The following is a 21,996-nucleotide window of genomic DNA, read 5'->3' as shown; positions in this document are numbered from 1 at the left end:
TCCATCAGGCCACCACCCCGCCCACCGGCGGCGCTTCCTCGATCAGGCTCTCGCCCGGGCGCACGCGGGTGAAGCGCACCGGCTGGTAGCGCACCTCGATGTCGCCGTCGGCCCCGTGCCGGACCACCGTGTAGCGCGACTCCTCGGGGCGCCCCGGCTGCGGGAAGTCCTCGCGGAAATGCGCGCCGCGCGAGTCCTCGCGGGTCAACGCCGCCTCGGCGATGGCGCGGCTGACCAGCAGCTGGTTCTTCAGGTTCAGCCAGTCGTGCCAGGTCAGGTTGAAGGCCAGGTCGTCGCTGCCGCCGATGCCGATGCCGTCGAGCTCGCGCTCCAGCTCCTGCAGCCCTTGCAGCCCCTGGCGCAACCCGTCGGCGCTGCGCAGGATGCCGACGTCGCGCCACATCAGGTCGCGCAGGCGCTCCTGCACGCCGAACAGGTCGCCGGCCGGCCGCTCCAGCGGCTGCCGGCACAGCGCCAGGGCGCGCGACAACACCCGGTCGTCCGGGCGCCGCAGCTGCCCCTCGACGCGCACCCAGCGAGCCATGCTGTCGCCGGCGATACCACCGAACACCGTGGAGTTGGCCACGCCGTTGCCACCCAGGCGGTTGGCCCCGTGCACCCCGCCGGTGTCCTCGCCGGCGGCGAACAGGCCCGGCAGCGCGGTGCGGCAGTCGGCGGCGAACACCACCCCGCCCATCATGTAGTGCGCGGTCGGCACCACTTCCACCAGCCCGCCGGCGAGGTCGAAGCCGCAGTCAGCGCAGCGCTCGACCATGCCCTTGAACTGCTTGCGCACCTTGTCCGGGCCGAGGTGGGCCATGCCGATGTGCACGCCGCCGTTCGCGGTGCCGCGGCCGGCGCGGATCTCCTGGAAGATCGAGCGCGAGACAATGTCGCGGGTGGCGCGTTCGCCGCGCGGGTCGTAGTGGTGCATGAAGCGTTCGCCGAGGCCGTTGAGCAGGTGCCCGCCGGCGCCGCGCAGGCCTTCCTCGAGCACCGTGCCGGTCATCCGCGTGTGCGGCCCGGCGAGCAGCCCGGTGGGGTGGAACTGCACCATCTCCAGGTCGCGCAGCGGCAGCCCGGCGCGCAGCGCCATGGCCATGCCGTCGCAGCTCTTGTCGCCCGAGGGCGTGTGGTAGCGGTACATGGTCGGGCCGCCGCCGGTGGCCAGCAGCACCGCCTTGGCGCGCACCAGGCGGAACTCGCCGCTGCGCATGTCGATCATCAGCACGCCGGCCAGCGCGCCGCCGCCTTCGGCGGGGATCAGCTCCACCGCGCGGTGCTCCTCGAGCCGCCGCACGCCGCTGTTCCACACCTGTTCGGAAAGCCGGCCGATGATCTCGATGCCGGTCAGGTCGCCCTTGTGCACGGTGCGGTCGAAGGTCTGCCCGGCGAAGGCCTTCTGGTGCACGCTGCCGTCGGGGTTGCGGTCGAAGAAGCAGCCCAGCTCGTTCTCCAGTTCGTGGACGCGCTCGACAGCGGTGTTCACCAGGGTCCAGGCCAGGTCCTGGTCGGGCAGCCACTTGCCGCCCTCGAGGGTGTCCATGAAGTGCCGCTCGACCGAGTCGCCAGGCGCCAGCGCGACGTTGTAGCCGCCCTGGACCATGCGCGTGCAGCCGCACTTGCCGAGCAGGCCCTTGACCGCGAGGGTGATGTCCAGCTCGGGCGCGGCCCGGTGCGCGTGCAGCGCGGCGAACAGCCCGGCGCCGCCGCTGCCGAGGATGAGGATGTCGGTGTCGATCCGGTGCATGGCTCAGCCCCCCACGGCCTGGTCGAGCAGGCTCAGCGCCTGCGCCCGGCGCGCCTCGGCGGCGCTGCGCACGTCGCGGTACAGGCTGTTGCCGTGGCAGTCCATCGCCACCGTCAGCGGGCCGAAGCCGGCGACGCGGAAGCGCCACAGCGACTCGGGGTGCAGGTCGTCCATGTCGACGTCCTCGATCGCCTCGATCCAGGTGGTTTCCAGCGCCGCGGCACCGCCGACGATGGCCAGGTAGACCCCGCCGTACTCGGCGAAGGCCGCCTGCGAATCCTCCAGCAGGCCACCCTTGCCGATGATCATGCGCACGCCGTGGTCGCGCAGCAGCGGCCGGGTGAAGCGCTCCATGCGCGCGCTGGTGGTGGTGCCGATGCAGGCCGGGCGATAGCCGGCCGGGTGCTCGGCCGAGGGCGGCACGCGCACCACGTTCGGCGCGGTGTGGATGACCGCGTGGCCGGCGAGGTCGAAGCGCGGCCTGCGGCCGTGGTCGAACATGTGGATCAGGGTGGCGTCGCGGATGCCGAACAGCGTGCCGTTGAGGGTGACGGTGTCGCCGACGCGCCAGCTGCGCGCACGGGCGTCGTCGATCGGCGTGATGATGTCGTGGTGTGCCATGGTCAGACCCCGTATTCGATACCGCTGGGCGTGAAGGTGGCGCGGGCGCGGCGTGCCGAGTGGCACTGCATGTTCACCGCGACCGGGTTCATGCTGATGTGGGTGGCGGCCAGCTCGACATGCACGGCGAAGGCGGTGGCGTTGCCGCCGAGCCCCTGCGGGCCGATGCCGAGGGTGTTCACCGCCTCGGAGAGTTGCCGCTCCAGGGCTGCCCCTTCCGGGTCGGCGCAGCTGCTACCGAGGGCGCGGGTGGCGGCGACCTTCGACAGGTGCATGCATAGGTCGGCGGTACCTCCGATGCCGACCCCGACCACCGTCGGCGGGCAGGTCTTGGCGCCGGCGCGCAGCACGCAGTCGACGACGAACTCGTGAATCGCGCCGACGCCCTCCGCCGGAAGCGCCATCTTCAGCCAGCTGTTGTTCTCCGAGCCGCTGCCCTTGGGGATCATCTCCAGGCTCAGGCACTGCTCGCGATCGTCGAAATCGATGTTGATCACCGGAACCAGCCGCCCGCAGGAGGTCTGCTCGTTCTGCCGCGTCAGCGGGTGGACCACGGAGGAGCGCAGCGAATGCTCGCGCGTGGCCCGTTCGCAGCCGCGGCGGATCGCATCCTTGACCGCCGCGCCGTCGAGCTCCACGCCGCGCCCGACCACCAGGTTGTAGATGGGCACGCCGGTGTCCTGGCAGAGCATGTTGTCGTTCAGCTCGGCCACCGCGATGTTGCGCGTCATGGTGCCGAGCACCGCCTTGGCCATGGCGTCGGTCTCGTCCCGCTCGAGGCGGGCGAAGCCCTGCTTGATGTCGTCCGGCAGCACCTTGAGGGCGCGCACGTAGAGATCGCAGGCAGCCTGTTCGACCTCGCTTGGATTTATTTTCATGTCGAAGCCTCTTCGGTTGGTTGTCAGGCCAGGCGCAGGGCGAACAGCAGCGCCGCCGCCACGCCCCCGGCGGCCGCCAGCGCGGCCAGGGTCTGCTGCCACTGGCGCCAGGCCAGCAGTTCGAGCATCAGCAGCCGCAGCCCGCAGCCCAGGTGCAGGGCGAGCATCAGTACCAGCCCGGTCTCGGCGAACTTGACCAGCGGCTGGTCGGACCAGACCAGGAAGCTGTCCAGCGCCTGCGGGCGGTTCAGCGCCTTGCCCAGGGTCCACAGGTGCAGCGGGATGAACAGCGCGAGCAGCACGCCGGAGACGCGGTGCACGACGAAGGCGAGGTAGGCGACGTGGCCACGCGCGCGCCATTTCTGCAGGCCGCTCACAGGAACACCCCCAGCACCGCCTGGGCGCCTAGGCCGAGCACCACGAGGGCGACCGCCAGCATCGCCAGGTCGAGCGAGCGGCCGCGCCAGCCGAGGTGCTCGGACAGCACGTTGCGCAGCCCGATGGGCATGTGCAGCGCCACGGCGACGACGAAGCTGGCGTAGAACAGCAGCCAGGCCAGGTTGCCCTGGGTGCGGCCGAGGATCTCGGCGCTGCTGAGGCCGCCGTGGATGGCGTAGATGATGGTGGCCAGGTGCACCAGCACGGCGATCGCCAGGTAGGCGGCCGACAACCGCTGGAGGGCCCACAGGCGGGCCGCGGTTCGTGGCGTCATAGTTCCCCCTTGAGCGCGGCGCCCAGGGCGAGGCGCTTGAGCCCGGCGATCGAGGCGGTCGGCGACAGCTGCTTGGGGCAGCGCTCGGTGCAGCTCATGTGGGTGTGGCAGGCATGGCAGCCGGCGTCCCCGGCCACCGCCAGCAGGCGCTCGGCGTGCGCCGCGTCGCGGCTGTCCTGCATCAGCGTCCAGGCCCGGTTGAGCGCGGCCGGGCCGAGGTAGTCGGGGTTCCAGGCGACGGTGTCGCAGGAGGCGTAGCAGACGCCGCAGCCAATGCATTCGATGGCTTCGTCGATGCTCGCCCGCGCCGGCGAGTCCGGGGCGATCGCGGCGAACGGATCGTGCCGCGTGCGGGTCGGCACGAAGGTCCCGCGCGCCTGGCCGATCTTGTCGAAGAAGGGCGCCATGTCGGTCGCCAGGTCCTTGATGCGCGGCAGGTTGTCCAGCGGCGCGAGGCGCAGCCGGCCGTGCTCGACCACCCGCTTGACGTGGGTCCGGCAGGTCCAGCGGGCCTTGCCGTTGACGCTCATGGCGCAGGAGCCGCACATGCCCACCCGGCAGGCGTAGCGGTAGGACAGCGAGGGGTCGAGTTCGCGCTGGATGTAGGTGACCACGTCGAGCACCGTCTGGTGTTCGCGGTGCGGCACCTCGAAGGTCTGGTAGTGGCCGTCGGCGCCGCCGCGCCAGACGTCCACCTGCAGGGTTTGGCTCATGCCGGCCTCCTGGATCTGCTGTCGTTCCGATGCCAGGCAAGCCTAGGTTTGAATTTTTGTTGAAGTAAAACGAATAGTTCTGCAAAGAAACTTAAGTGTTTCTTACGAGCGCACCGGACTGGGACTTAAGAATTCCTTGAGTGGAACTTTCGATAAAAGCGTGTGCGAGCGCCCGACGCCTGACCCATAGTGACCACGACCCGGTTGCCGGAGTCGCTACCCGCGAGGGTGCAGGGTCACGCCGGGCGGAATCCGTCCCCTCCCAGGCCATGAGGAATAACAACAATGAATCTTCGCGCACTGTCATGCGCGGCGGCCCTGTCCGTCGCCGCGCTGGTCGGCCCCGCCCAGGCCGCGGATTATCCCCAGCAGAACCTGCAGTACATCGTGCCGTTCGGCCCGGGCGGCGAGGTCGACCTGGCCGCCCGCCTGCAGCAGCCGCTGTTCGAGAAGCTCACCGGACAGAAGATGATCGTCTCCTACCGCGCCGGCGGCGGGGGTGCGGTGGCCTGGTCGCAGATGAAGGACATGCCCACCGACGGCTATTCCTCGGTGGCCTTCAGCCTGCCGCACATCATCCTCAAGCCGATGGCCGAGCATGCCGGCTTCGAGACCGCCGACGTCGGCGTGGTGCACGTGTTCCACTTCTCGCCCGACGCCATCGTGGTGGCCAAGGACAGCCCCTACCAGACCCTCGAGCAGCTGCTCGAGGCCGCCCGCAAGCAGCCCGGCGCCTTCACCTTCTCCGGCACCGGCACCTACACCGCCAACCACGTGGCCAAGGAGCGCTTCGACAAGCTGGCGGGCATCAAGACCACCTACATCCCCTTCAAGGGCACCGCCGAGGCGGTTACCGGCCTGCTCAACGGCTCGGTGCAGGCCCAGTGGGGCTACACCACGGTCGCCGCGGCGCACGCCGACAAGGTGCGAATGCTCGCCGTGGCGCTGGAGGAGCGTCATCCGATGTACCCGGACGTGCCGACGCTCAAGGAGAAGGGCTTCGACATGGTCGGCGGCGCCTACCGCGGCGTCGCGGTACCGAAGGACACGCCCGAGGCGGTCAAGCAGGAACTGTCGCGCATCTTCGCCGAGATCAACCGGGATCCGGAGTTCCGCAAGCGCATGGAAGACCTCGGCTTCGCCGTGTCCGACATCACCTACGACAAGGTACCGGCCTTCCTCGCCGAGCGCCGCGCCGAATACCTGGACGTCGCCGGCGCCCTCGGCCTGGCCAACACCGCGGCGAGCAAGTAGCGGCCGCCCGCCTGCAGGCAGCCGCGGCGGAGGCTACGCGGCTTCCTGCAGGAACACCTTGAACGCCTGCCACAGAGGGCTGCGGTAGCGCTCCGGGTGCCACACCAGGAAGAAAGTGCGGTCCAGGTGCAGGTCGCTGTCCAGCGCCACCAGTTCGCCGCGCTCCAGCTCGCCGGCCACGCTCAGCCGCGACAGGCAGCTCAGGCCGAACCCGGCGCGCACCGCCTGCTTGATGGCCTCGTGCTGGTTCAGCTCCATCCGCACCCGCAGCCGTTCGGCGTGGTGCAGCGTGGCGGCCTCGAACACCGCCCGCGAGCCGGAACCGGGCTCGCGCAGGATCCAGGGCTCGCGCTGCAGGTCGTCGTCTTCCAGGCGCCCGCGCGCCGCCAGCGGGTGGTCCGGCGCGCAGACGATCAGCATCTCGTCGTGGCGCCAGACCTCGGCCTTCAGTCGCGGGTCGCTGCACTGCCCCTCGATCAGCCCGAGATCGGCCTCGAAGCGCAGCAGGTCGGTGATCACCTCGCCGGTGTTGCGCAGCCGCACCTGGAACTCCACCGCCGGATGCCGCTCGCCGAAGCGCCCGACCAGCGACGGCACCAGGTAGGTGCCGATGGTCGCGCTGGCGGCCACCGTCAGCGAGCCCTGCAGCTCGCCCTCCGGCTCGCGCGCGGCCTCGACGAAGCCCTCGAGGTCGTACAGCAGCTGCTCGGCGCGCGGCAGCAGGCGGCGGCCGAGGTCGTTGAGCTGCAGGCGCTTGCCCAGGCGCTGGAACAGCGACAGGCCGAGGTGCTTCTCCAGATCGGCCAGCGACTGGCTGGTGGCCGACTGCGACAGGTTCAGCTGCTGCGCGGCCGCACCCACCGTACCGGCACGTGCCACGGCGACGAAGACCTGCAACTGGCGGAAGCTGACTCCGGGGTGCATTACGGTTTTCCCGATTAGTTATATCGTTATAACCATTTTCACAGCCCTACTACCTTGCACCTAGCCTTGAGCGACGACAAGCGCAAAAGGAGAACGAGCATGTGGCAGGGTCTGATCCTCTGTGGACTTCTGACGGCCGGCGGCTATGCGCTGAGCCAGGCCCCCGGCCTGCGCGAGAGCGGCTTCAGCCCGCTGGTGTTCGCCCTGCTGCTGGGCCTGGTCGCCGGCAACCTGCCGGGCCTCAAGCGCGCCGCGCCGGTCGCCCGCCCCGGCCTGCAGTTCGCCACCCGCTGGCTGCTGCGTGGCGGCATCGTGCTGTTCGGCCTGTCGCTGACGCTGCAGCAGATCTACGCGCTGGGCCCGTCGATCCTGCTGCTGGACGTGCTGGTTATCGGCACCGTGCTGCTGGTCGGCTACCAGCTGGGCACCCGGGTGTTCGGGCTCGACCGTGAAACCACCCTGCTCACCTGCGCCGGCAGCGCCATCTGCGGCGCCGCCGCGGTGCTGGCGACCGAGGCGACCATCCGCTCGCGGCCGGCGGCGACGTCCATGGCGGTGGCCACCGTGGTGCTGTTCGGCACCCTGGCGATGCTGGTCTACCCGCTGCTGTACCCGCTGACCGGCCTGGACGAGGGCCTGTTCGGCATCTACATCGGCGCCACCGTGCATGAAGTCGCACAGGTGGTGGCCGCCGGCGACGCGGTCGGGCCGGCGGCGCTGACCAACGCGGTGATCGTCAAGCTGCTGCGGGTCATGCTGCTGGTGCCCTTCCTGCTCATCGTCGGTCAGTGGTGGCTGGGCCGCCGCGCCGAGGCCAGCGGCGGCGAGCGCGGCGCCCTGGTGATCCCCTGGTTCGCCCTCGGCTTCCTGCTGATGGTGGTGTTCAACAGCCTGGTGACGCTGCCGGCCACGCTGCATCAGGGCCTGGTGCTCGCCGGCCAGGTAGCGCTGACCATGGCGATGGCCGCGCTGGGCTACGAAACCCGCCTGGAAAAGCTCGCCGCGCTGGGGCTCAAGCCGTTCGGACTGGCGCTGTGCCTGTTCGTCCTGCTGGCCGGCGGCGGCCTGCTCTCGGTGGGGCTGCTGGCCCGCCTGTGACGACAGGCGGCCGGGGCGGCACAGTTGCCCCGGCCATCCACCGGTACAGTTCTCTCGAGACTACCACTGCACCGGAACAATCGAACTTCCCTGTGGCTGTCGTGCGGCTGCCCGCTCGGCGAAGCTGGTCTCCCATGACCCATCCCCGTCGACCACGGGAAGGAGACCGCCGTGGACCGCGCGCTGCCCCACCGGCAACCCCGCCACAGACCCGACCTGCCGACCCTGCTGCTGGCCCTCTCGGCCCGCCTGGCGCTCTGGCGCCAGCGCGTGCGCACCCGCCGCCAGCTGGCGATGCTCGACGCCCGGGGCCTGGCCGACATCGGCATCAGCGCCGCCGAGCGCGACGCCGAACTGAGCCGGCCGTTCTGGCGCTGAGCAACCGGAACGCAGCGGGCGGCGCGCAGTCTAGAAGCTGAACCCACTCGCAGGAGACGCCCCATGACCCGCCCGCTCGTTCCCCTGTTCGCGCTGCCGCTGCTGCTGGCCGCCGGCGCTGCCTCGGCCGGCAGTTTCGTGGCCACCACCGACCTGGTGGTCGGCGGCCTGCTGCAGACCACCGACTCGACCACCAACCTCACCGACTCGATCTTCGACAACAAGATCGTGCTGGCCGCCCGCGACGACGCCGCGCGCTTCGTGGCCAGCGACGGCAGCGTGCGCGGCGCGCACCTCGAGGCCGCGCTGCGGCACATCCGCAGCCAGACGCCGGCGCTGGAAGGCACCGACCTGCAGCTCGCCGAGGCCATCCTCACGCTCTGACGCATGCCCGGCCGGGCGGGGACTGGCCGAGGGTCCGCCGTTTCGCTAGCCTTGGTGCGTTTTTCGGCCAGGCACTCGCGAACCGCTCATGCGCATCCTTCTTCCCCTGCTCGCCGGCGTCACCTTCGCCGGCTCCGCCCACGCCTTCGACGTCACCACCGGAGGGCTGGTCCGCACCAGCTACATCAGCAGCCAGCTGACCAGTGCGCCCTTCGACAACAAGCTGATCGGCCAGGCCCGCGACGACGCGGCGCTGTTCGTCGGCAGCGACGGCGCGCTGCGCGGCGCGCATCTGGAAGCGGCGCTGCGCTGGCTGCGCACGCACGAGGCGCTGGCGGCCAGCGACCTCGAACTGGCGCGCGCGATTCTCGTCCAATAGCCGTCACGCACAGGAAGCAACCCCATGCACAAGGCGTTCGCCGCCGCTCTCGCCGGCCTGCTGCTGGCCGGCACCGCCCAGGCCCAGACCCTGGTCGCCACCAGCAACATCCTGGTCCGCTCGCTGGACCGCAGCCTCGACTTCACCTCCGACACCACCACCTCGATCCGCGACCTGAAGCGGGTCGCCGCCGCACGTGACGACGCCGCCAGCTTCGTCGCCAGCCAGGGCGCGATCCGCAGCGCCCGGCTGGAACAGGCCTTCGCCCTGCTGCGCACGCAGCCGGCCGCGCGCGAGGCCAGCGACCAGGCGCTCGCCGAAGCCATCCTGGCCCTGTGAGGCGACTCGGCGCCCTGCTGCTGGCAGCCGGGCTCGCGGCGCTCGGCGGCGCGGCGCAGGCCGAACTCCGGTTGCGCCTGGATGACCATGGATTGCAGCCGGCGGAGATCCAGGCCACCCAGGCGCTGCTCGACGAAGCCCGCGCGGCCCTGCCGCCCCGCCTGGTGGACCGCCTCGACCGCGAGGTGACGGTGCGCTGGAGCGAGCGCCTGCCGGAACACGGCTACGGCCGCGCCGGCGGCTCGCTGATCGAACTCAACCGCGCGCTGCTCGCCGACCTCGCCGAGGGCCGCGCGGCGACCCAGGCCACCGGACGCCCGCACGGCACCGTGCGCCGCGAACTGCTGGCGACGGTGATCCACGAGCTCGGCCACCTCTACGACCGCGCGCGGCTGTGGCCTGCCGCCGAACGCACCCTCATCGGCCGCTGCGCCATCGGCCAACAGACACTGGGGCCGGTCGGGCTGCCGGACGCCTGCCGCGGGCTGAGCGAACGGCGCTTCACCCTCTCCGACGACCCGCGCCTGCTCGACCTGGCCGGCTGGCCGCAGCAGGTCGGCACCCGCGGCGCCCGCGAGGCGGTGAACGGCCAGCTGGCGCGCAGCCCGGACCCCTACGAGCTGAGCAGCCCGCTCGAATTCGTCGCGGTGAACCTCGAATACTTCCTGCTCGACCCGAGCTACGCCTGCCGGCGGCCGGGGCTGGCGCGCTTCTTCGCCACGCATTTCGACTGGCAGCCGCCCGGCACGGACGAATGCGGCGCGCGCTATCCGATCCTCAACGCCGGCAGCGACTTCGCCCGCAACCCGCTGCTGCACCTCGACCCGGCGCGCGTCTACGCGGTGGACTACCTGTTCGCCGAGGCCAACGACGCCTGGGTCAGCCGCTGGGGCCACAGCATGCTGCGGCTGATCGTCTGCGCACCGGGCCGGCCGCGCGGCCCGGACTGCCGGCTGGACCTGGACGAACACCTGGTGCTGTCGTTCCGCGCCTTCGTCGGCGACGTGCAGCTGTCCAGCTGGCGCGGCCTCACCGGCCAGTACCCCTCGCGGCTGTTCATCCTGCCGCTGGCGCAGGTGATCGACGAGTACACCAAGGTCGAGCTGCGGGCGCTCTCGTCCATCCCGCTGCGGCTGACCCGCGCGCAGCTCGAGGCGCTGGTCGAACGCAGCGTGGAGATGCACTGGAGCTACGACGGCGACTACTACTTCCTGTCGAACAACTGCGCGGTGGAGACGCTCAAGCTGCTGCGCAGCGGCACCGCCCGCGCGGAACTGACGACACTCGACTCCATCACCCCCAGCGGCCTGCTGGAGGTGCTGCAGGCGCGCGGGCTGGCCGACCGCAGCGTGCTCGACAACCCGGCCGAGGCGCTGCGCCTGGGCTACCGCTTCGACTCCTACCGCGACCGCTACCAGGCGATGTTCGAGGTGCTGCGCGAGCGCCTGCCGGTGCAGCAGGCCGACGTGGAAGCCTGGCTCGACGCCGCGCCGGAGGCCCGCCGGCGCTGGTTCGAGCAGGCCGACATGCGCGCCGGCGCCGCCCTGCTGCTGCTCGAGCAGGCCGCGCTCAGGCGCCAGTTGATGCTGGCCCAGGACGAACTCAAGCGCCTGTACTTCGAGGCGCGCGAGCGGGACGCGGGCGAACTCGCCGAGGCCGACCGCACGCTGCAGGCGATCCTGGCCAGCAGCGGCTTCCTCAGCCGCCCGGCCGAGCTGCTCGAGAGCGGCGGCTACGGCCTGCCGCAGCCGCCCGAGTGGCAGCGCCTGGAAGCCGAAAGCGGCGCCCGCCAGGCCGAGCTCAACCGCCTGAGCGACGCCCTCGACCGCGAGGTGCGCGCATTGCTGAGCCGCGAACGCCAGGAGACCGTCGCCCAGGCGGAAGCCAACGTCGGCCAGCTGCGCGACCGGCTGCGGGCCCTGCACAAGGCCTCGGGCGGGTTGCAGTTGAACTGAGGCGGGCCGTGTTCGCGGCCGTGATCCTCCCCACCCCGGTCGCAGGCAGAGCCTGCTCCTACAGGGCCGCCCGGGAGCGAGTGCCCGTATGCGCCCTCCCATTTCACGGAAACAAAAAAAGGCGCCGCCAGGCAAACATCCCTGGCGACGCCCTCTCCAACCTTCAGTTCAATCCCTGGCCGGGCACCGCCTTGGCCGGCGCCACCGCTCCCAGGCCCTCGTCGGCCTCGTCGCTCGGCACCTGCGAGACCTCCTCGAGCGAGCGCCCCTTGGTCTCGACCCCGAGCAGGATCACCACCAGCGCAGCAATGCCGAAGGACGCCGCGCCGAGCGTGAACACCCCGCCCTGGCCGGTGATCGGCAGCAGCACACCGACCACGTAGGGGCCGATCAGCGAGCCGACACGCCCCACCGAGGAAGCGAAGCCGGTGCCGGTGGCACGCAGCGCGGTCGGGTACAGCTCCGGGGTGTAGGCGTAGAGCACCGACCACATGCCGAACAGGAAGAACTGCATGAACAGCCCGGCGATGATCAGCTGGAACAGCGGCGCGCCGGTCGCCGCGGCCTGCCCGTAGCAGTAGGCCGACAGCGCGCTGGCCAGCAGCATCAGCACGCAGGTCCCCTTGCGCCCCCAGGCCTCCACCAGCCAGGCGGCGAAGATGAAGCCAGGGATGCCCGCCAGCGAGATGTACACGGTGTACAGCGCCGATTTGGTCGCCTCGTAGCCGGCCTGCTGGAGCAGCGCGCCGAGCCAGCTGGTCAGGCCGTAGTAGCCGAGCAGGGCGAAGAACCACAGCGACCAGAGCATCAGCGTGCGCCTGGCGTACTCGCCCTGCCAGATATCCATCAGGCGGGCCTTCTTGCTGACCGCGCTCAGGCCGCTGGTGACCACAGGCGGCAGGCTGGCGAGCGACGCGGCCTTCATCACCCGCGCCTCGAAGCGATCCATGATCGAGTACGCTTCCTCCTCGCGCCCGACCTCGGCCAGCCAGCGCGGCGATTCGGGCACGTGGCGGCGGACGATGAAGACGAACACCGCCGGGAACGCCAGGGCGATGAAGATGCCGCGCCAGCCGAGCACCGGCAGCAACAGGTAGGCCAGCACCCCGGCGCAGATGAAGCCCAGCGGCCAGAAGCCTTCCAGGATCGCCACGTAGCGGCCGCGACTCTTGGCCGGCACGATCTCCGACACCAGCGACAGGCCGATCGGGAACTCCATGCCCATGCCGAAGCCCAGCAGGATGCGGAACAGGATCAGTTGGGTGACGGTTTCCGAGAGGCCGCACAGCAGGCTGCCGACGCCCCAGAAGACCATGCTGACTTGGAACACCGGTTTTCGTCCGAAGCGGTCGGCGAGCACCCCGGCCACCGCCGCGCCGAGGAACATCCCCACGAAGCTGGCGCTCGCCACCAGGCCCGCCTGCGTGGAAGAAAGGCCGAACTCGGCTTTGATGCTCCCGAGGACGAAAGTCATCATCCCCAGGTCAAGCGAGTCGAAGAACCAGGCGGTCGCGATGATCGCGAACAGCCTGCGCTGGTAACCGCTCATGGGCAGCCGCTCGAAGCGGGCTGCGACCTGCACGCTTGCATTCATGGTGAGCTTCCTCTCTTGTTTTTGTTTTCACCCAGCACTTGTGTGCTAGAAATATATTAGATGGATGCCAAAGACGTTCTAGCACAGCTTCACCGAGCTACCTAATATATTAGTCGTGTATAACAAGAATGGGAGACGTCACCATGATGACCGAACGCCAGCGGAAATTCCGCGAAGAGTACAAGGCCGACATCAGCCCGCTGTACAACGGGCTGCTGCACATTTCCGTCATGTATGCCGTGGGTATCGCGGCGCTGTGGTACTGCATCTCGCAGCTGGAGAGTCCCACCTGGGAGTGGCTGCTGGTGGTACCGGTGTTCATCGCCGGTAATTTCGTCGAGTGGTTCATGCATGCCCACGTGATGCACAAGCGGATCGACGTGTTCGCCCTGCGCGCGATCTACGAGCGGCACACGCGCCAGCACCACCAGTACTTCACCGACATGGAGCCGACGATCGATTCCACCAGGGAATTCCGCATCGTCTTTTTCCCCTGGCGCGTGCTGATCACCCTGGGGGTCGCCGGCACCACCTTCGGCTACCTGGCCTCGCTGATCTTCAACCCCAACGCCGGCTACATCCTGTTCATGACGATGGTCGGCCACTACCTGATCTACGAGACCTTCCACTATTGCTGCCACGTCCATGACAACTGGTTCGTGCGCAACATGCCGTTCATCAACACCATCCGCCGGCACCATACCGCCCACCACAACTGGGGGATCATGATGAAATACAACATGAACCTCACCTTCCCCATCGCCGACTGGTTCATGGGCACCTCGGACCTGCGCCGCGGGCTGCTCGGGCACCTGTTCAACGGCTACAGCGACAAGCACGTCAAGGAAGAGCTCAAGCCGGTCATCGCCAAGTTCCGCAAGGAAGAGAAGCGCGTGACCCTCGACGGTCCGGAGCTGACGACCGAAGAGGTGGATGCGATCGCCGTGCGCTGAGGCGGTGAAGCAGGGCGGCGCGCAGGTTCCGCCCCTCGCTTCTTTGTACAGATCAACGCCAGCCGGCCTCTCTCCCTTGCGGGGAGAGAGGTACCGTGCACAGCCGCACACCGGCGGCGACGTGCGAGCCTTTCCCTTCTCCCGCCGGGAGAAGGTGGCCCGCAGGGCCGGATGAGGGAAACCGACGCCCCGTGCGGACCTCGGTCGCAGGCAGAGCCTGCTCCACAGGAGGGGCCGCTTCGTTGGGCTTCGCTCAACCCAACCATCGGGCACGAGCCTTTCCCTTCTCCCGCCGGGAGAAGGTGGCCCGCAGGGCCGGATGAGGGAAACCGACGCCCCGTGCAGCCTCGGTCGCAGGCAGAGCCTGCTCCTACAGGGGCCGGTTCATGCGCGTGCCAGCCAACGACTCAGGCCAGCGCCGGCATCCCGTGCGTTTTCAGCCAGCCGAGGCCGGCCTCGGTGCTGGTGGCGGGCAGGTATTCGCAGCCGACCCAGCCGTCGTAGCCGAGCCGGTCGAGGTGTTCGAGGAGGAAGCGGTAATTGATCTCGCCGGTGCCCGGCTCGTGGCGGCCGGGGTTGTCCGCCAGCTGGATATGGCCGACCTGTGAGAGGTGCCGCTCCAGCGTGCGGGCCAGGTCGCCCTCCATGATCTGCATGTGATAGCAGTCATACTGCAGCCGCAGGTTGGCATGGCCGACCCGCTCGCGTAGCGCCAGCGCCTGGGGCGTGCCGGTGAGGAAGAAGCCGGGGACGTCGCGGCTGTTGACCATCTCCATGACCAGCTCGACGCCGACCGCCTCGAGCCGCCCGGCGGCATGCCGCAGGTTGTCGACCAGCGTCCGCTCGGCGCTCGCCTCGTCCACCTCCGCCGGGCGGATGCCGGCCAGGCAGTTGACCCGACGCGCGCCGAGCGCCTCGGCATAGGCGACCGCCTGCTCGACGCCGGCGCGGAATTCCTCCACACGGCCGGGATGGCAGGCGATGCCGCGCTCGCCCCTGCCCCAGTCGCCGGCCGGCAGGTCGAACAGCACCTGAACCAGGCCGTGCGCCTCCAGCTCGCGGCGGATCGCCTTGACCGGGAATTCATAGGGAAAGCGGTATTCGACGCCGGCGAAACCGGCACGCGCCGCGCCGGCGAAGCGGTTGAGGAAGTCCACCTCGGTGAACAGGGTGGTCAGGTTGGCAGCGAGACGGGGCATGCGGAGCTCCTGGACGACGGCCCGGCGGCCTCAGCAGCGCGCGTGCAGACAGCGGCGCTCCGAGCGCGCAGGCCATCGCCGCTTTCCGCTCCGGGTCGATATTTTTCTTGTTGGAGCCCAGCATGCAGCAGGCTTGATCGTGGTTGAATACCGGAAAAATCGATTCTGTCGATATCAGGAGTATGGAATGGGGCGCTACACCGAACTGAACACCTTCGTCCAGGTGGCGAACAAGGGCAGCTTCGCGGCGGCGGCATTGAACGAAGGCGTCACCCCGGCGATCCTCGGCCGCCGGCTGGATGCGCTGGAGCAGCGGCTCGGCGTCAAGCTGATGCACCGCTCCACCCGCGGCCTGACCCTCACCGAGCAGGGCGAGCAGCTGCTCGAACGCGCCAGGCAGCTGCTGCGCGAGTTCAACGAGGTCGAGGCGAGCATCAGCAACAGCAGCTCGTCGGTCACCGGGCACCTGGTGGTCTCCGCCCCGGCCGGCTTCGGCCGCCACCACATCGCCCCGCACGTGCTGGGCTTTCAGCAGAGCTACCCGGAGCTCAAGCTCTCGTTCAACTTCACCGACAGCGTGATCGACCTCATCCACGAGGGTTACGACATGAGCATCCGCATCGGCGAGGTGACCGATCCCAACTACGTGGCGATCAAGCTCTATCCCAACCGCCGGGTGGTCTGCGGCACCCCCGGCTACTTCGCCGAGCACAGCGTGCCGCAGACGCTCGAGGACCTGGCCCAGCACAACTGCCTGGCGTTCAACCACCAGGGCGGCCAGCAGCGCGGCTGGACCTTCCTGCGCGACGGCCGCACGGTGGCGGTGAAGGTCAACGGCAACCTGGCCTGCAACGACGGCGAGCTGCTGTTCGCCTGGATCCGCCAGGGCCTGGGCATCGGCTGGCGCTCGATCTGGGAGATCCAGAGCGAGCTCAACCGCGGCGAGCTGGTGACCGTGCTCGACGAGTTCGCCATCCCCGACTACGACATCCAGGCGGTCTATCCGCAGCAGCGCTACCTGCCGACCAAGGTGCGGCTGTTCATCGACTACCTCAAGGGGTTGTACAACACGCCCGGCTACTGGGACCGGACGCACCCGCTGTAGCCGCTCAGAGCGGCGCTTCCTTCGACAGATCCCAGATGTTCGGCAGGTAGCGGTTGCTGTAGCCGGAGACGAAAGGCTTCTCGCTGCCGTCGGGCAGGTACACCGCGCGCCTCACCGCGCCGATGTTGGCGCCGTAGACGTGGATGCTGACCGACACCCGGTCGTCGTGGGCGTTGCTGACCTGGTGGATGTCGCCGACGGTGGGCGACACCCGTTCCACCCGGCCGGGGGTCAGGCGCACCGGCGCGCCCTCGGCGGCCAGCGTGCCGTCGGCCCGGCGGACGAAGCCCTGCGAATCCTCGGCGCCGCGCAGCATGCCGATCAGCCCCCAGACGCGGTGGTCGTGCACCGGCGTGCGCTGGCCCGGGCCCCAGACGAAGCTGACCACCGAGAAACGCTGCCGCGCGTCAGCGTGCAGCAGGTACTGCACGTAGTGCTCAGGATGAGGTTCGGCGAATTCGGCGGGCAGCCAGTCGTCCGCGCCGACCAGCTCGGCGAGCAGTGCGCCGCCGCGCTCGAGAATCAGCGGCTCCTCGGGGCCCTGGTCGAGCAGGGTGGCCAGTTCGCCGACGAAATGCCGCAGGCGCTCTAATCGGAGGACGGGTTGCATGGGCGGCTCCTGTTCTTGTTGTTTTCAGGCGTTCGAGCAATGCGGCCCGGCACCATCGCCGAGCCGCTAGCCCAGCGCCTCGTCGACGATTTCGATCCAGTGCCGCACCGGCGTGCGGTTGGCGCCGTCGAGGTGCGTCTGGCAGCCGATGTTGGCGGTGACGATGACCTCGGGGTTGCCGCTTTCCAGGGCGTTGAGCTTGTTGTCTCGCAGCTGCTTGGACAACTCCGGCTGGGTGATCGAGTAGCTGCCGGCCGAGCCGCAGCACAGATGGGCGTCAGGCACCGGGGTGAGGGTGAAGCCCAGCCGGGTCAGCACCGACTCCACCGCGCCGCCGAGCTTCTGCGCGTGCTGCAGGGTGCAGGGGCAGTGGAAGGCCATGCGCTTGTCGGCCTTGATCGCCAGCCTTTCCAGGTCCTGATCGCGCAGCACCTCGACCAGGTCCTTGGCCAGCTGGCTGACCCGGTGGGCCTTCTCCGCGTACTGCGGGTCATTGCGCAGCAGGTGACCGTATTCCTTGACGAAGGCGCCGCAGCCGCTGGCGGTCTGCACGATGGCCTCGGCGCCGGCCTCGATGGCCGGCCACCAGGCGTCGATGTTGCGCCGCGCGCGGTCGAGGCCGGTGTCCTGGGCGTTGAGGTGGTAGTCCACTGCGCCGCAGCAGCCGGCTTCACGGGCCGGGGTGATGCCGATGCCGAAGCGGTCCAGCACGCGCGCGGTGGCGGCGTTGGTGTTCGGCGACAGGCTTGGCTGCACGCAGCCTTCGAGCATCAGCACCTGGCGTGCGTGACGGGCCTGCGGCCGCGGCCGCGGTGGGCGCACCTCGCGCGGCATGTGAGCCTTCAGGCTCGCCGGCATCAACGGGCGAAACAGGTTGCCGGTGCGCAGCAGCGCCTTGAACAGCCCGGCGCGCGGCACCACGGTGCGCAGGCCGGCGCGCAGCAGGCGCTCGCTCGGCGAGCGCGGCACCTGCTGCTCGATGAAGTCGCGGCCGATGTCGAGCAGGTTGTGATAGCGCACCCCCGACGGGCAGGTGGTCTCGCAGTTGCGGCAGGTCAGGCAGCGGTCCAGGTGCAGCTGGGTGCTTTCGCTGATCTCGCCGCCCTCCAGCGCCTGCTTCATCAGGTAGATGCGCCCGCGCGGGCCGTCGAGTTCGTCGCCGATGATCTGGTAGGTCGGACAGGTGGCGTTGCAGAAACCGCAGTGCACGCACGAGCGCAGGATGCTCTCGGCTTCCTCGGCGCGCGGCAGACGCTTGGCGGCTTCGCTCAGATTCGTTTGCATATCAGGTCGTGCTCAGCAGGAATTTGGCTGTTCGCGTTGGTGCCCGGCACCAACCCTTGGGGACGCGCGCCGGAGCGCGCGATCCGTCGTTGCTCGTCGTTCGTCGACCCGCTCAGACCTCGGCGTACATCCGCCCGGGGTTGAAGATGCCGTGCGGGTCGAGCGCGGCCTTGAGCTGGCGGTGGTAGCGCAGCAGCGGCGCCGCGAGCGGCTGGAACGGGCTGTCGACGACGGCGGCGCTGAAGCAGGTGGCATGCCCGCCGACCTCGCTGGCGATGGCGCGGATGACGGTCGCCTCGGCGTCGGACTTCAGCCAGCGCTGGGCGCCACCCCAGTCGATCAGTTGCTCGCCAGGCAGCGCCAGCGGCGGGGTGGCGTTCGGCAGCGACAGGCGCCACAGCGGGCGCGGGTCCTGGAAGAACGCCAGGCGCTGCTCGTTGAGGTCGTCCCAGTAGCCGAGCGCCAGCTCTTCGCCGCCGAAGCGGTCGCAGGCCGCGTTGACCGAGCCCTCGCCGCCTTCCAGGCGCAGGTGCAGCGCGCCGCCCTCGTAGCTGGCGGCGGTGATCGGCACCGGCTGCTGGCCCCATTCGCAGAGGTTCAGCAGGGCGCGCTCGAGGTCCATCTCGATCCGCAGGTTGCGGGTCAGGCGCGGCTTGGGCAGCACCTTGAGCGAAACCTCGGTGAGCAGGCCGAGGCAGCCGAAGCTGCCGGCCATCAGGCGCGACAGGTCGTAGCCGGCGACGTTCTTCATCACCTCGCCGCCGAAACGCAGGTGCTTGCCGTGGCCGGTGATGACCCGGCTGCCGAGCACGAAGTCGCGCACCGAGCCGCTCCAGGGCCGCCGCGGGCCGGACAGCCCGGCACCGATCATGCCGCCGACGGTGGCGTGCTCGCCGAGGCGCGGCGGCTCGCAGGCGAGCATCTGCCCGGCCTCGTCCAGCGCCCGGTCGAGCTCGATCAGCGGCGTGCCGGCGCGTACGGTGATCACCAGCTCGGTGGGGTCGTAGCTGACGATGCCGCGATGGCCGCGGGTGTCCAGCGTCTCGCCCTGCACCGGGCGGCCGAGGAAGGCCTTGCTGCCGCCGCCCTGGATGCGCAGCGGGGTCCTGTCGGCGATCGCCTGGTTGACCCGCTCTAGCAGCGCCTGGCTCTGGTCCTGGTCCGGCTGGTGCGAATGCAGCAGCCGGGAAATCGTTCCGCCGATCATCAGAAACGCTCCAGTTCGGGGAAGGGCAGCTGGCCGCCGTGCACGTGCATGCCGCCGAACTCGGCGCAGCGGTGCAGCGTCGGGATGTTCTTGCCGGGGTTGAGCAGACCGCTGGGGTCGAATGCCGCCTTCACCGCGTGGAAGGTGGTCAGCTCGTCGGCATTGAACTGCGCGCACATCTGGTTGATCTTCTCGCGGCCGACGCCGTGCTCGCCGGTGATCGAGCCACCGACCTTCACGCACAGCTCGAGGATCTTGCCGCCGAGCGCCTCGGCGCGCTCCAGCTCGCCGGGGGTGTTGGCATCGAACAGGATCAGCGGGTGCATGTTGCCGTCGCCGGCGTGGAACACGTTGGCCACGCGCAGATCGTATTCGGCGGACAGGTCGGCGATGCCCTTGAGCACGCCCGGCAGCTCGCGCCGCGGGATGGTGCCGTCCATGCAGTAGTAGTCCGGCGAGATGCGCCCCACCGCCGGGAAGGCATTCTTGCGCCCGGCCCAGAACCTGACCCGCTCGGCCTCGTCCTTGGCCAGCCGCACCTCGGTGGCGCCGGCCTGCTCGAGCACCTGGCGCACGCGCTCGACGTCGTCGCGCACGTCGGCCTCGACGCCGTCCAGTTCGCAGAGCAGGATCGCCTCGGCCTCCACCGGATAGCCGGCGCGGATGAAGTCCTCGGCGGCGCGGATCGACAGGTTGTCCATCATCTCCAGCCCGCCGGGGATGATGCCGGCGGCGATGATGTCGCCGACCGCGCGGCCGGCCTTCTCCACCGAATCGAAGCTGGCCAGCAGCACCTTGGCCACCTGCGGCTTGGGCAACAGCTTGACGGTGACCTCGGTGACCACGCCGAGCATGCCCTCGGAGCCGGTGAACAGCGCCAGCAGGTCGAAACCGGGGGCGTCCAGCGCATCGGAGCCGAGCGTCATGCGCTCGCCCTCGACGGTGAGGATCTCCACCTTGAGCAGGTTGTGCACGGTCAGGCCGTATTTCAGGCAGTGCACGCCGCCGGCGTTCTCGGCGACGTTGCCGCCGATCGAGCAGGCGATCTGCGAGGACGGGTCCGGCGCGTAGTAGAGGTCGAAGGGCGCGGCGGCCTGGGAGATCGCCAGGTTGCGCACGCCGGGCTGGACGCGCGCGCAGCGGCCCTGCGGATCGACCTCGAGGATCTTGTTGAAGCGCGCCATGGCCAGCAGCACGCCCTGCTCCAGCGGCAGCGCGCCGCCGGACAGGCCGGTGCCGGCGCCGCGGGCGACCACCGGGACGCCGCGGGCGTGGCAGAGCTTGAGGATGGCTTCGACCTGCTCGATCCGCTCGGGCAGCACCACCAGCATCGGCGTGGTGCGGTAGGCAGACAGCCCGTCGCATTCGTAGGGCCGCAGGTCTTCGCCGCGATGGAGGATTTCCAGGTCCGGCAGCTGCGTCTGCAGCTCGGCCAGCAGCGCGGCCTTGTCGACCTTGGGCAGCGCCCCGTCGACGCGCTCGTCGTAGAGGATGTTCATGGGCAGCTTCAGGCTCTTCACATTGTTGTTTCGCTTCAGGCCGGAGCCTGCTGCGGTGTTATGTCGCGCTCTTTTAGCCGAGGGCAAGCCGGCTCGTCCATGCCTCCGACCACTGGTCCTACCAGTTTGTTGCGATATGCCTACCGCCACCCTCGTCAGAGTGCCCGTCTAGCCTGGTGTTTCCTTGCGCACGGGCATCATGCTGGTAGACTCGGTCATTACTGGTCCTACCAGTTCCCAGGAGACTCCATGCTCACCGAAACCCTGCCGGAACGGCGCCAGGTGGCCGACGTGGTCGCCGAGCGGATCGAACGGCTGATCGTCGACGGCGTGCTCAAGGTCGGCCAGGCGCTGCCGTCCGAACGGCGCCTGTGCGAGAAGCTCGGCATCTCCCGCTCGGCCCTGCGCGAGGGGCTGCGGGTGCTGCGCGGACGCGGCATCGTCGAGACCGCGCAGGGCCGCGGCTCCTTCGTCGCGCGGCTGTCCGGGGCGCAGGACGCCACCCCGCTGATGCACCTGTTCAGCTCGCAGCCGCGCACCCTCTACGACCTGCTTGAGGTGCGCGTGCTGCTGGAGGGCGAGTCGGCGCGGCTGGCGGCGCTGCGCGGCACCGACGCCGACTTCGTGCTGCTGCGCCGGCGCTACGAGGAGATGCTCGCGGCACAGACCGCCGAGAGCACCGACCCGCGCGAGCACGCGCGCCTCGACCACGCCTTCCACCTGGCGATCTGCGAGGCCTCGCACAACCCGGTGCTGGTGCATGCCCTGCAGTCGCTGACCGACCTGATGCTGAGCACGGTGTTCGCCTCGGTGAACAACCTCTACCACCGCCCGGCACAGAAGCGGCAGATCGACCGCCAGCATTCGCGCCTCTACCACGCGGTGATCGAGCGCCTGCCCGACCAGGCCCAGCGCGCCGCCCGCGACCACATCCACAGCATCCGCGACAACCTCAAGGAGATCGAGCAGGAGGAGCAGCGCCTGGTGCGCGCCACCATGCGGCTGGAAGGCTGGGCCTGAGAGGCCGGATCTCCGGCAAAGGCTGAAGGCTCGTGCAAAAGCCCTCATCCGGCCCTCCGGGCCACCTTCTCCCGGGGAGAAGGGAGAAGCAGCGGCGCTGCCTGCGCTTGCGCTGAACACCTGTAGGAGCAGGCTCTGCC

The 21,996-nt window shown here is 69.7% G+C and carries 23 protein-coding genes; 10 read left to right on the top strand and 13 right to left on the bottom strand.

What is annotated here, in order from left to right; genetic code table 11:
* Nucleotides 1–4: 4 nt before the first annotated feature.
* The 6 genes from H610_RS0121925 to H610_RS0121900 are packed head-to-tail and all read right to left on the bottom strand — an operon-like array spanning nt 5 to nt 4,674.
* The gene (locus H610_RS0121925; RefSeq protein ID WP_028241670.1) at nt 5–1,750 is read right to left on the bottom strand and encodes an L-aspartate oxidase; all 1,746 of its coding nucleotides are present in this window, start codon (nt 1,748–1,750) and stop codon (nt 5–7) included.
* A 3-nt stretch (nt 1,751–1,753) separates the two neighbouring features.
* Nucleotides 1,754–2,371: a fumarate hydratase C-terminal domain-containing protein gene (locus H610_RS0121920; RefSeq protein ID WP_028241669.1), complete on the bottom strand. Its 618-nt coding sequence runs from the start codon at nt 2,369–2,371 to the stop codon at nt 1,754–1,756.
* Nucleotides 2,372–2,373: 2 nt separating this feature from the next.
* Nucleotides 2,374–3,249: a fumarate hydratase gene (locus H610_RS0121915; protein WP_028241668.1), complete on the bottom strand. Its 876-nt coding sequence runs from the start codon at nt 3,247–3,249 to the stop codon at nt 2,374–2,376.
* 23 nt (nt 3,250–3,272) lie between these two features.
* The gene (gene sdhC / locus H610_RS24365; RefSeq protein WP_201768389.1) at nt 3,273–3,626 is read right to left on the bottom strand and encodes a succinate dehydrogenase, cytochrome b556 subunit; all 354 of its coding nucleotides are present in this window, start codon (nt 3,624–3,626) and stop codon (nt 3,273–3,275) included.
* On the bottom strand, nt 3,623–3,961 hold the full coding sequence (locus H610_RS0121905; protein ID WP_028241667.1) for a succinate dehydrogenase: 339 nt from the start codon (nt 3,959–3,961) through the stop codon (nt 3,623–3,625). The genes sdhC and H610_RS0121905 overlap by 4 nt, the downstream gene beginning before the upstream one ends.
* Nucleotides 3,958–4,674 carry a succinate dehydrogenase/fumarate reductase iron-sulfur subunit gene (locus H610_RS0121900; RefSeq protein ID WP_028241666.1) on the bottom strand — a complete coding sequence of 239 codons (717 nt, stop codon included), beginning with the start codon at nt 4,672–4,674 and terminating at the stop codon, nt 3,958–3,960. Before H610_RS0121900 ends, H610_RS0121905 begins: the two co-directional genes overlap by 4 nt.
* Nucleotides 4,675–4,959: 285 nt before the next feature.
* On the opposite strand from H610_RS0121900, the gene H610_RS0121895 reads away from it, so the two are divergent.
* On the top strand, nt 4,960–5,928 hold the full coding sequence (locus H610_RS0121895; RefSeq protein WP_043239342.1) for a tripartite tricarboxylate transporter substrate binding protein: 969 nt from the start codon (nt 4,960–4,962) through the stop codon (nt 5,926–5,928).
* 33 nt (nt 5,929–5,961) lie between these two features.
* Here the strand turns inward: H610_RS0121895 and H610_RS0121890 are convergent, their stop codons facing one another.
* Nucleotides 5,962–6,852 carry a LysR family transcriptional regulator gene (locus H610_RS0121890; RefSeq protein WP_028241664.1) on the bottom strand — a complete coding sequence of 297 codons (891 nt, stop codon included), beginning with the start codon at nt 6,850–6,852 and terminating at the stop codon, nt 5,962–5,964.
* Nucleotides 6,853–6,951: 99 nt separating this feature from the next.
* On the opposite strand from H610_RS0121890, the gene H610_RS0121885 reads away from it, so the two are divergent.
* The 6 genes from H610_RS0121885 to H610_RS0121860 all read left to right on the top strand — a co-directional run bounded on the left by H610_RS0121885 (nt 6,952) and on the right by H610_RS0121860 (nt 11,385).
* Entirely contained in the window at nt 6,952–7,950 is a 999-nt protein-coding gene (locus H610_RS0121885; protein ID WP_028241663.1) for a YeiH family protein, read from the top strand.
* Between the two features lie 171 nt (nt 7,951–8,121).
* Nucleotides 8,122–8,328 carry a DUF1127 domain-containing protein gene (locus H610_RS0121880; RefSeq protein WP_028241662.1) on the top strand — a complete coding sequence of 69 codons (207 nt, stop codon included), beginning with the start codon at nt 8,122–8,124 and terminating at the stop codon, nt 8,326–8,328.
* A gap of 63 nt (nt 8,329–8,391) precedes the next feature.
* Entirely contained in the window at nt 8,392–8,712 is a 321-nt protein-coding gene (locus tag H610_RS0121875) for a DUF2388 domain-containing protein (protein WP_028241661.1), read from the top strand.
* 88 nt (nt 8,713–8,800) lie between these two features.
* On the top strand, nt 8,801–9,091 hold the full coding sequence (locus H610_RS0121870) for a DUF2388 domain-containing protein (protein ID WP_028241660.1): 291 nt from the start codon (nt 8,801–8,803) through the stop codon (nt 9,089–9,091).
* Nucleotides 9,092–9,115: 24 nt separating this feature from the next.
* Nucleotides 9,116–9,430 (top strand): DUF2388 domain-containing protein, encoded by a 315-nt coding sequence (locus H610_RS0121865; protein ID WP_028241659.1) that lies wholly within the window; start codon nt 9,116–9,118, stop codon nt 9,428–9,430.
* Nucleotides 9,427–11,385 carry a DUF7844 domain-containing protein gene (locus H610_RS0121860; protein WP_028241658.1) on the top strand — a complete coding sequence of 653 codons (1,959 nt, stop codon included), beginning with the start codon at nt 9,427–9,429 and terminating at the stop codon, nt 11,383–11,385. The genes H610_RS0121865 and H610_RS0121860 overlap by 4 nt, the downstream gene beginning before the upstream one ends.
* Nucleotides 11,386–11,548: 163 nt before the next feature.
* On the opposite strand, the gene H610_RS24360 is transcribed toward H610_RS0121860, so the two are convergent.
* Nucleotides 11,549–12,979: an MFS transporter gene (locus tag H610_RS24360; protein ID WP_084166529.1), complete on the bottom strand. Its 1,431-nt coding sequence runs from the start codon at nt 12,977–12,979 to the stop codon at nt 11,549–11,551.
* Nucleotides 12,980–13,122: 143 nt separating this feature from the next.
* Between H610_RS24360 and H610_RS0121850 the strand changes: the two genes are divergently transcribed.
* The gene (locus H610_RS0121850; protein ID WP_028241657.1) at nt 13,123–13,932 is read left to right on the top strand and encodes a sterol desaturase family protein; all 810 of its coding nucleotides are present in this window, start codon (nt 13,123–13,125) and stop codon (nt 13,930–13,932) included.
* A 407-nt stretch (nt 13,933–14,339) separates the two neighbouring features.
* Here the strand turns inward: H610_RS0121850 and hyi are convergent, their stop codons facing one another.
* Entirely contained in the window at nt 14,340–15,131 is a 792-nt protein-coding gene (hyi, locus tag H610_RS0121845; RefSeq protein ID WP_028241656.1) for a hydroxypyruvate isomerase, read from the bottom strand.
* Between the two features lie 187 nt (nt 15,132–15,318).
* Here hyi and H610_RS0121840 point away from each other — a divergent pair, with 187 nt between their 5' ends.
* On the top strand, nt 15,319–16,236 hold the full coding sequence (locus tag H610_RS0121840; RefSeq protein ID WP_028241655.1) for a LysR family transcriptional regulator: 918 nt from the start codon (nt 15,319–15,321) through the stop codon (nt 16,234–16,236).
* A 4-nt stretch (nt 16,237–16,240) separates the two neighbouring features.
* Here H610_RS0121840 and H610_RS0121835 read toward each other — a convergent pair whose 3' ends face one another.
* From H610_RS0121835 to glcD, 4 genes are all read right to left on the bottom strand, one after another.
* The gene (locus H610_RS0121835) at nt 16,241–16,846 is read right to left on the bottom strand and encodes a cysteine dioxygenase family protein (RefSeq protein WP_028241654.1); all 606 of its coding nucleotides are present in this window, start codon (nt 16,844–16,846) and stop codon (nt 16,241–16,243) included.
* A 66-nt stretch (nt 16,847–16,912) separates the two neighbouring features.
* The gene (gene glcF / locus H610_RS0121830; RefSeq protein ID WP_028241653.1) at nt 16,913–18,130 is read right to left on the bottom strand and encodes a glycolate oxidase subunit GlcF; all 1,218 of its coding nucleotides are present in this window, start codon (nt 18,128–18,130) and stop codon (nt 16,913–16,915) included.
* A 112-nt stretch (nt 18,131–18,242) separates the two neighbouring features.
* Entirely contained in the window at nt 18,243–19,337 is a 1,095-nt protein-coding gene (gene glcE, locus H610_RS0121825) for a glycolate oxidase subunit GlcE (protein ID WP_051231916.1), read from the bottom strand.
* Entirely contained in the window at nt 19,337–20,836 is a 1,500-nt protein-coding gene (glcD, locus tag H610_RS0121820) for a glycolate oxidase subunit GlcD (RefSeq protein ID WP_028241651.1), read from the bottom strand. Before glcD ends, glcE begins: the two co-directional genes overlap by 1 nt.
* Nucleotides 20,837–21,085: 249 nt before the next feature.
* On the opposite strand from glcD, the gene glcC reads away from it, so the two are divergent.
* Nucleotides 21,086–21,856, top strand: a complete 771-nt coding sequence (gene glcC, locus H610_RS0121815) for a transcriptional regulator GlcC (RefSeq protein ID WP_028241650.1) — start codon at nt 21,086–21,088, stop codon at nt 21,854–21,856.
* The last annotated feature ends 140 nt before the right edge of the window (nt 21,857–21,996 follow it).

The organism is Stutzerimonas azotifigens DSM 17556, assembly GCF_000425625.1.
Lineage (GTDB): Bacteria > Pseudomonadota > Gammaproteobacteria > Pseudomonadales > Pseudomonadaceae > Stutzerimonas > Stutzerimonas azotifigens.
Note: the sequence above shows the minus strand (reverse complement) of the source record. Positions and strands in the feature narration are given on the sequence as shown.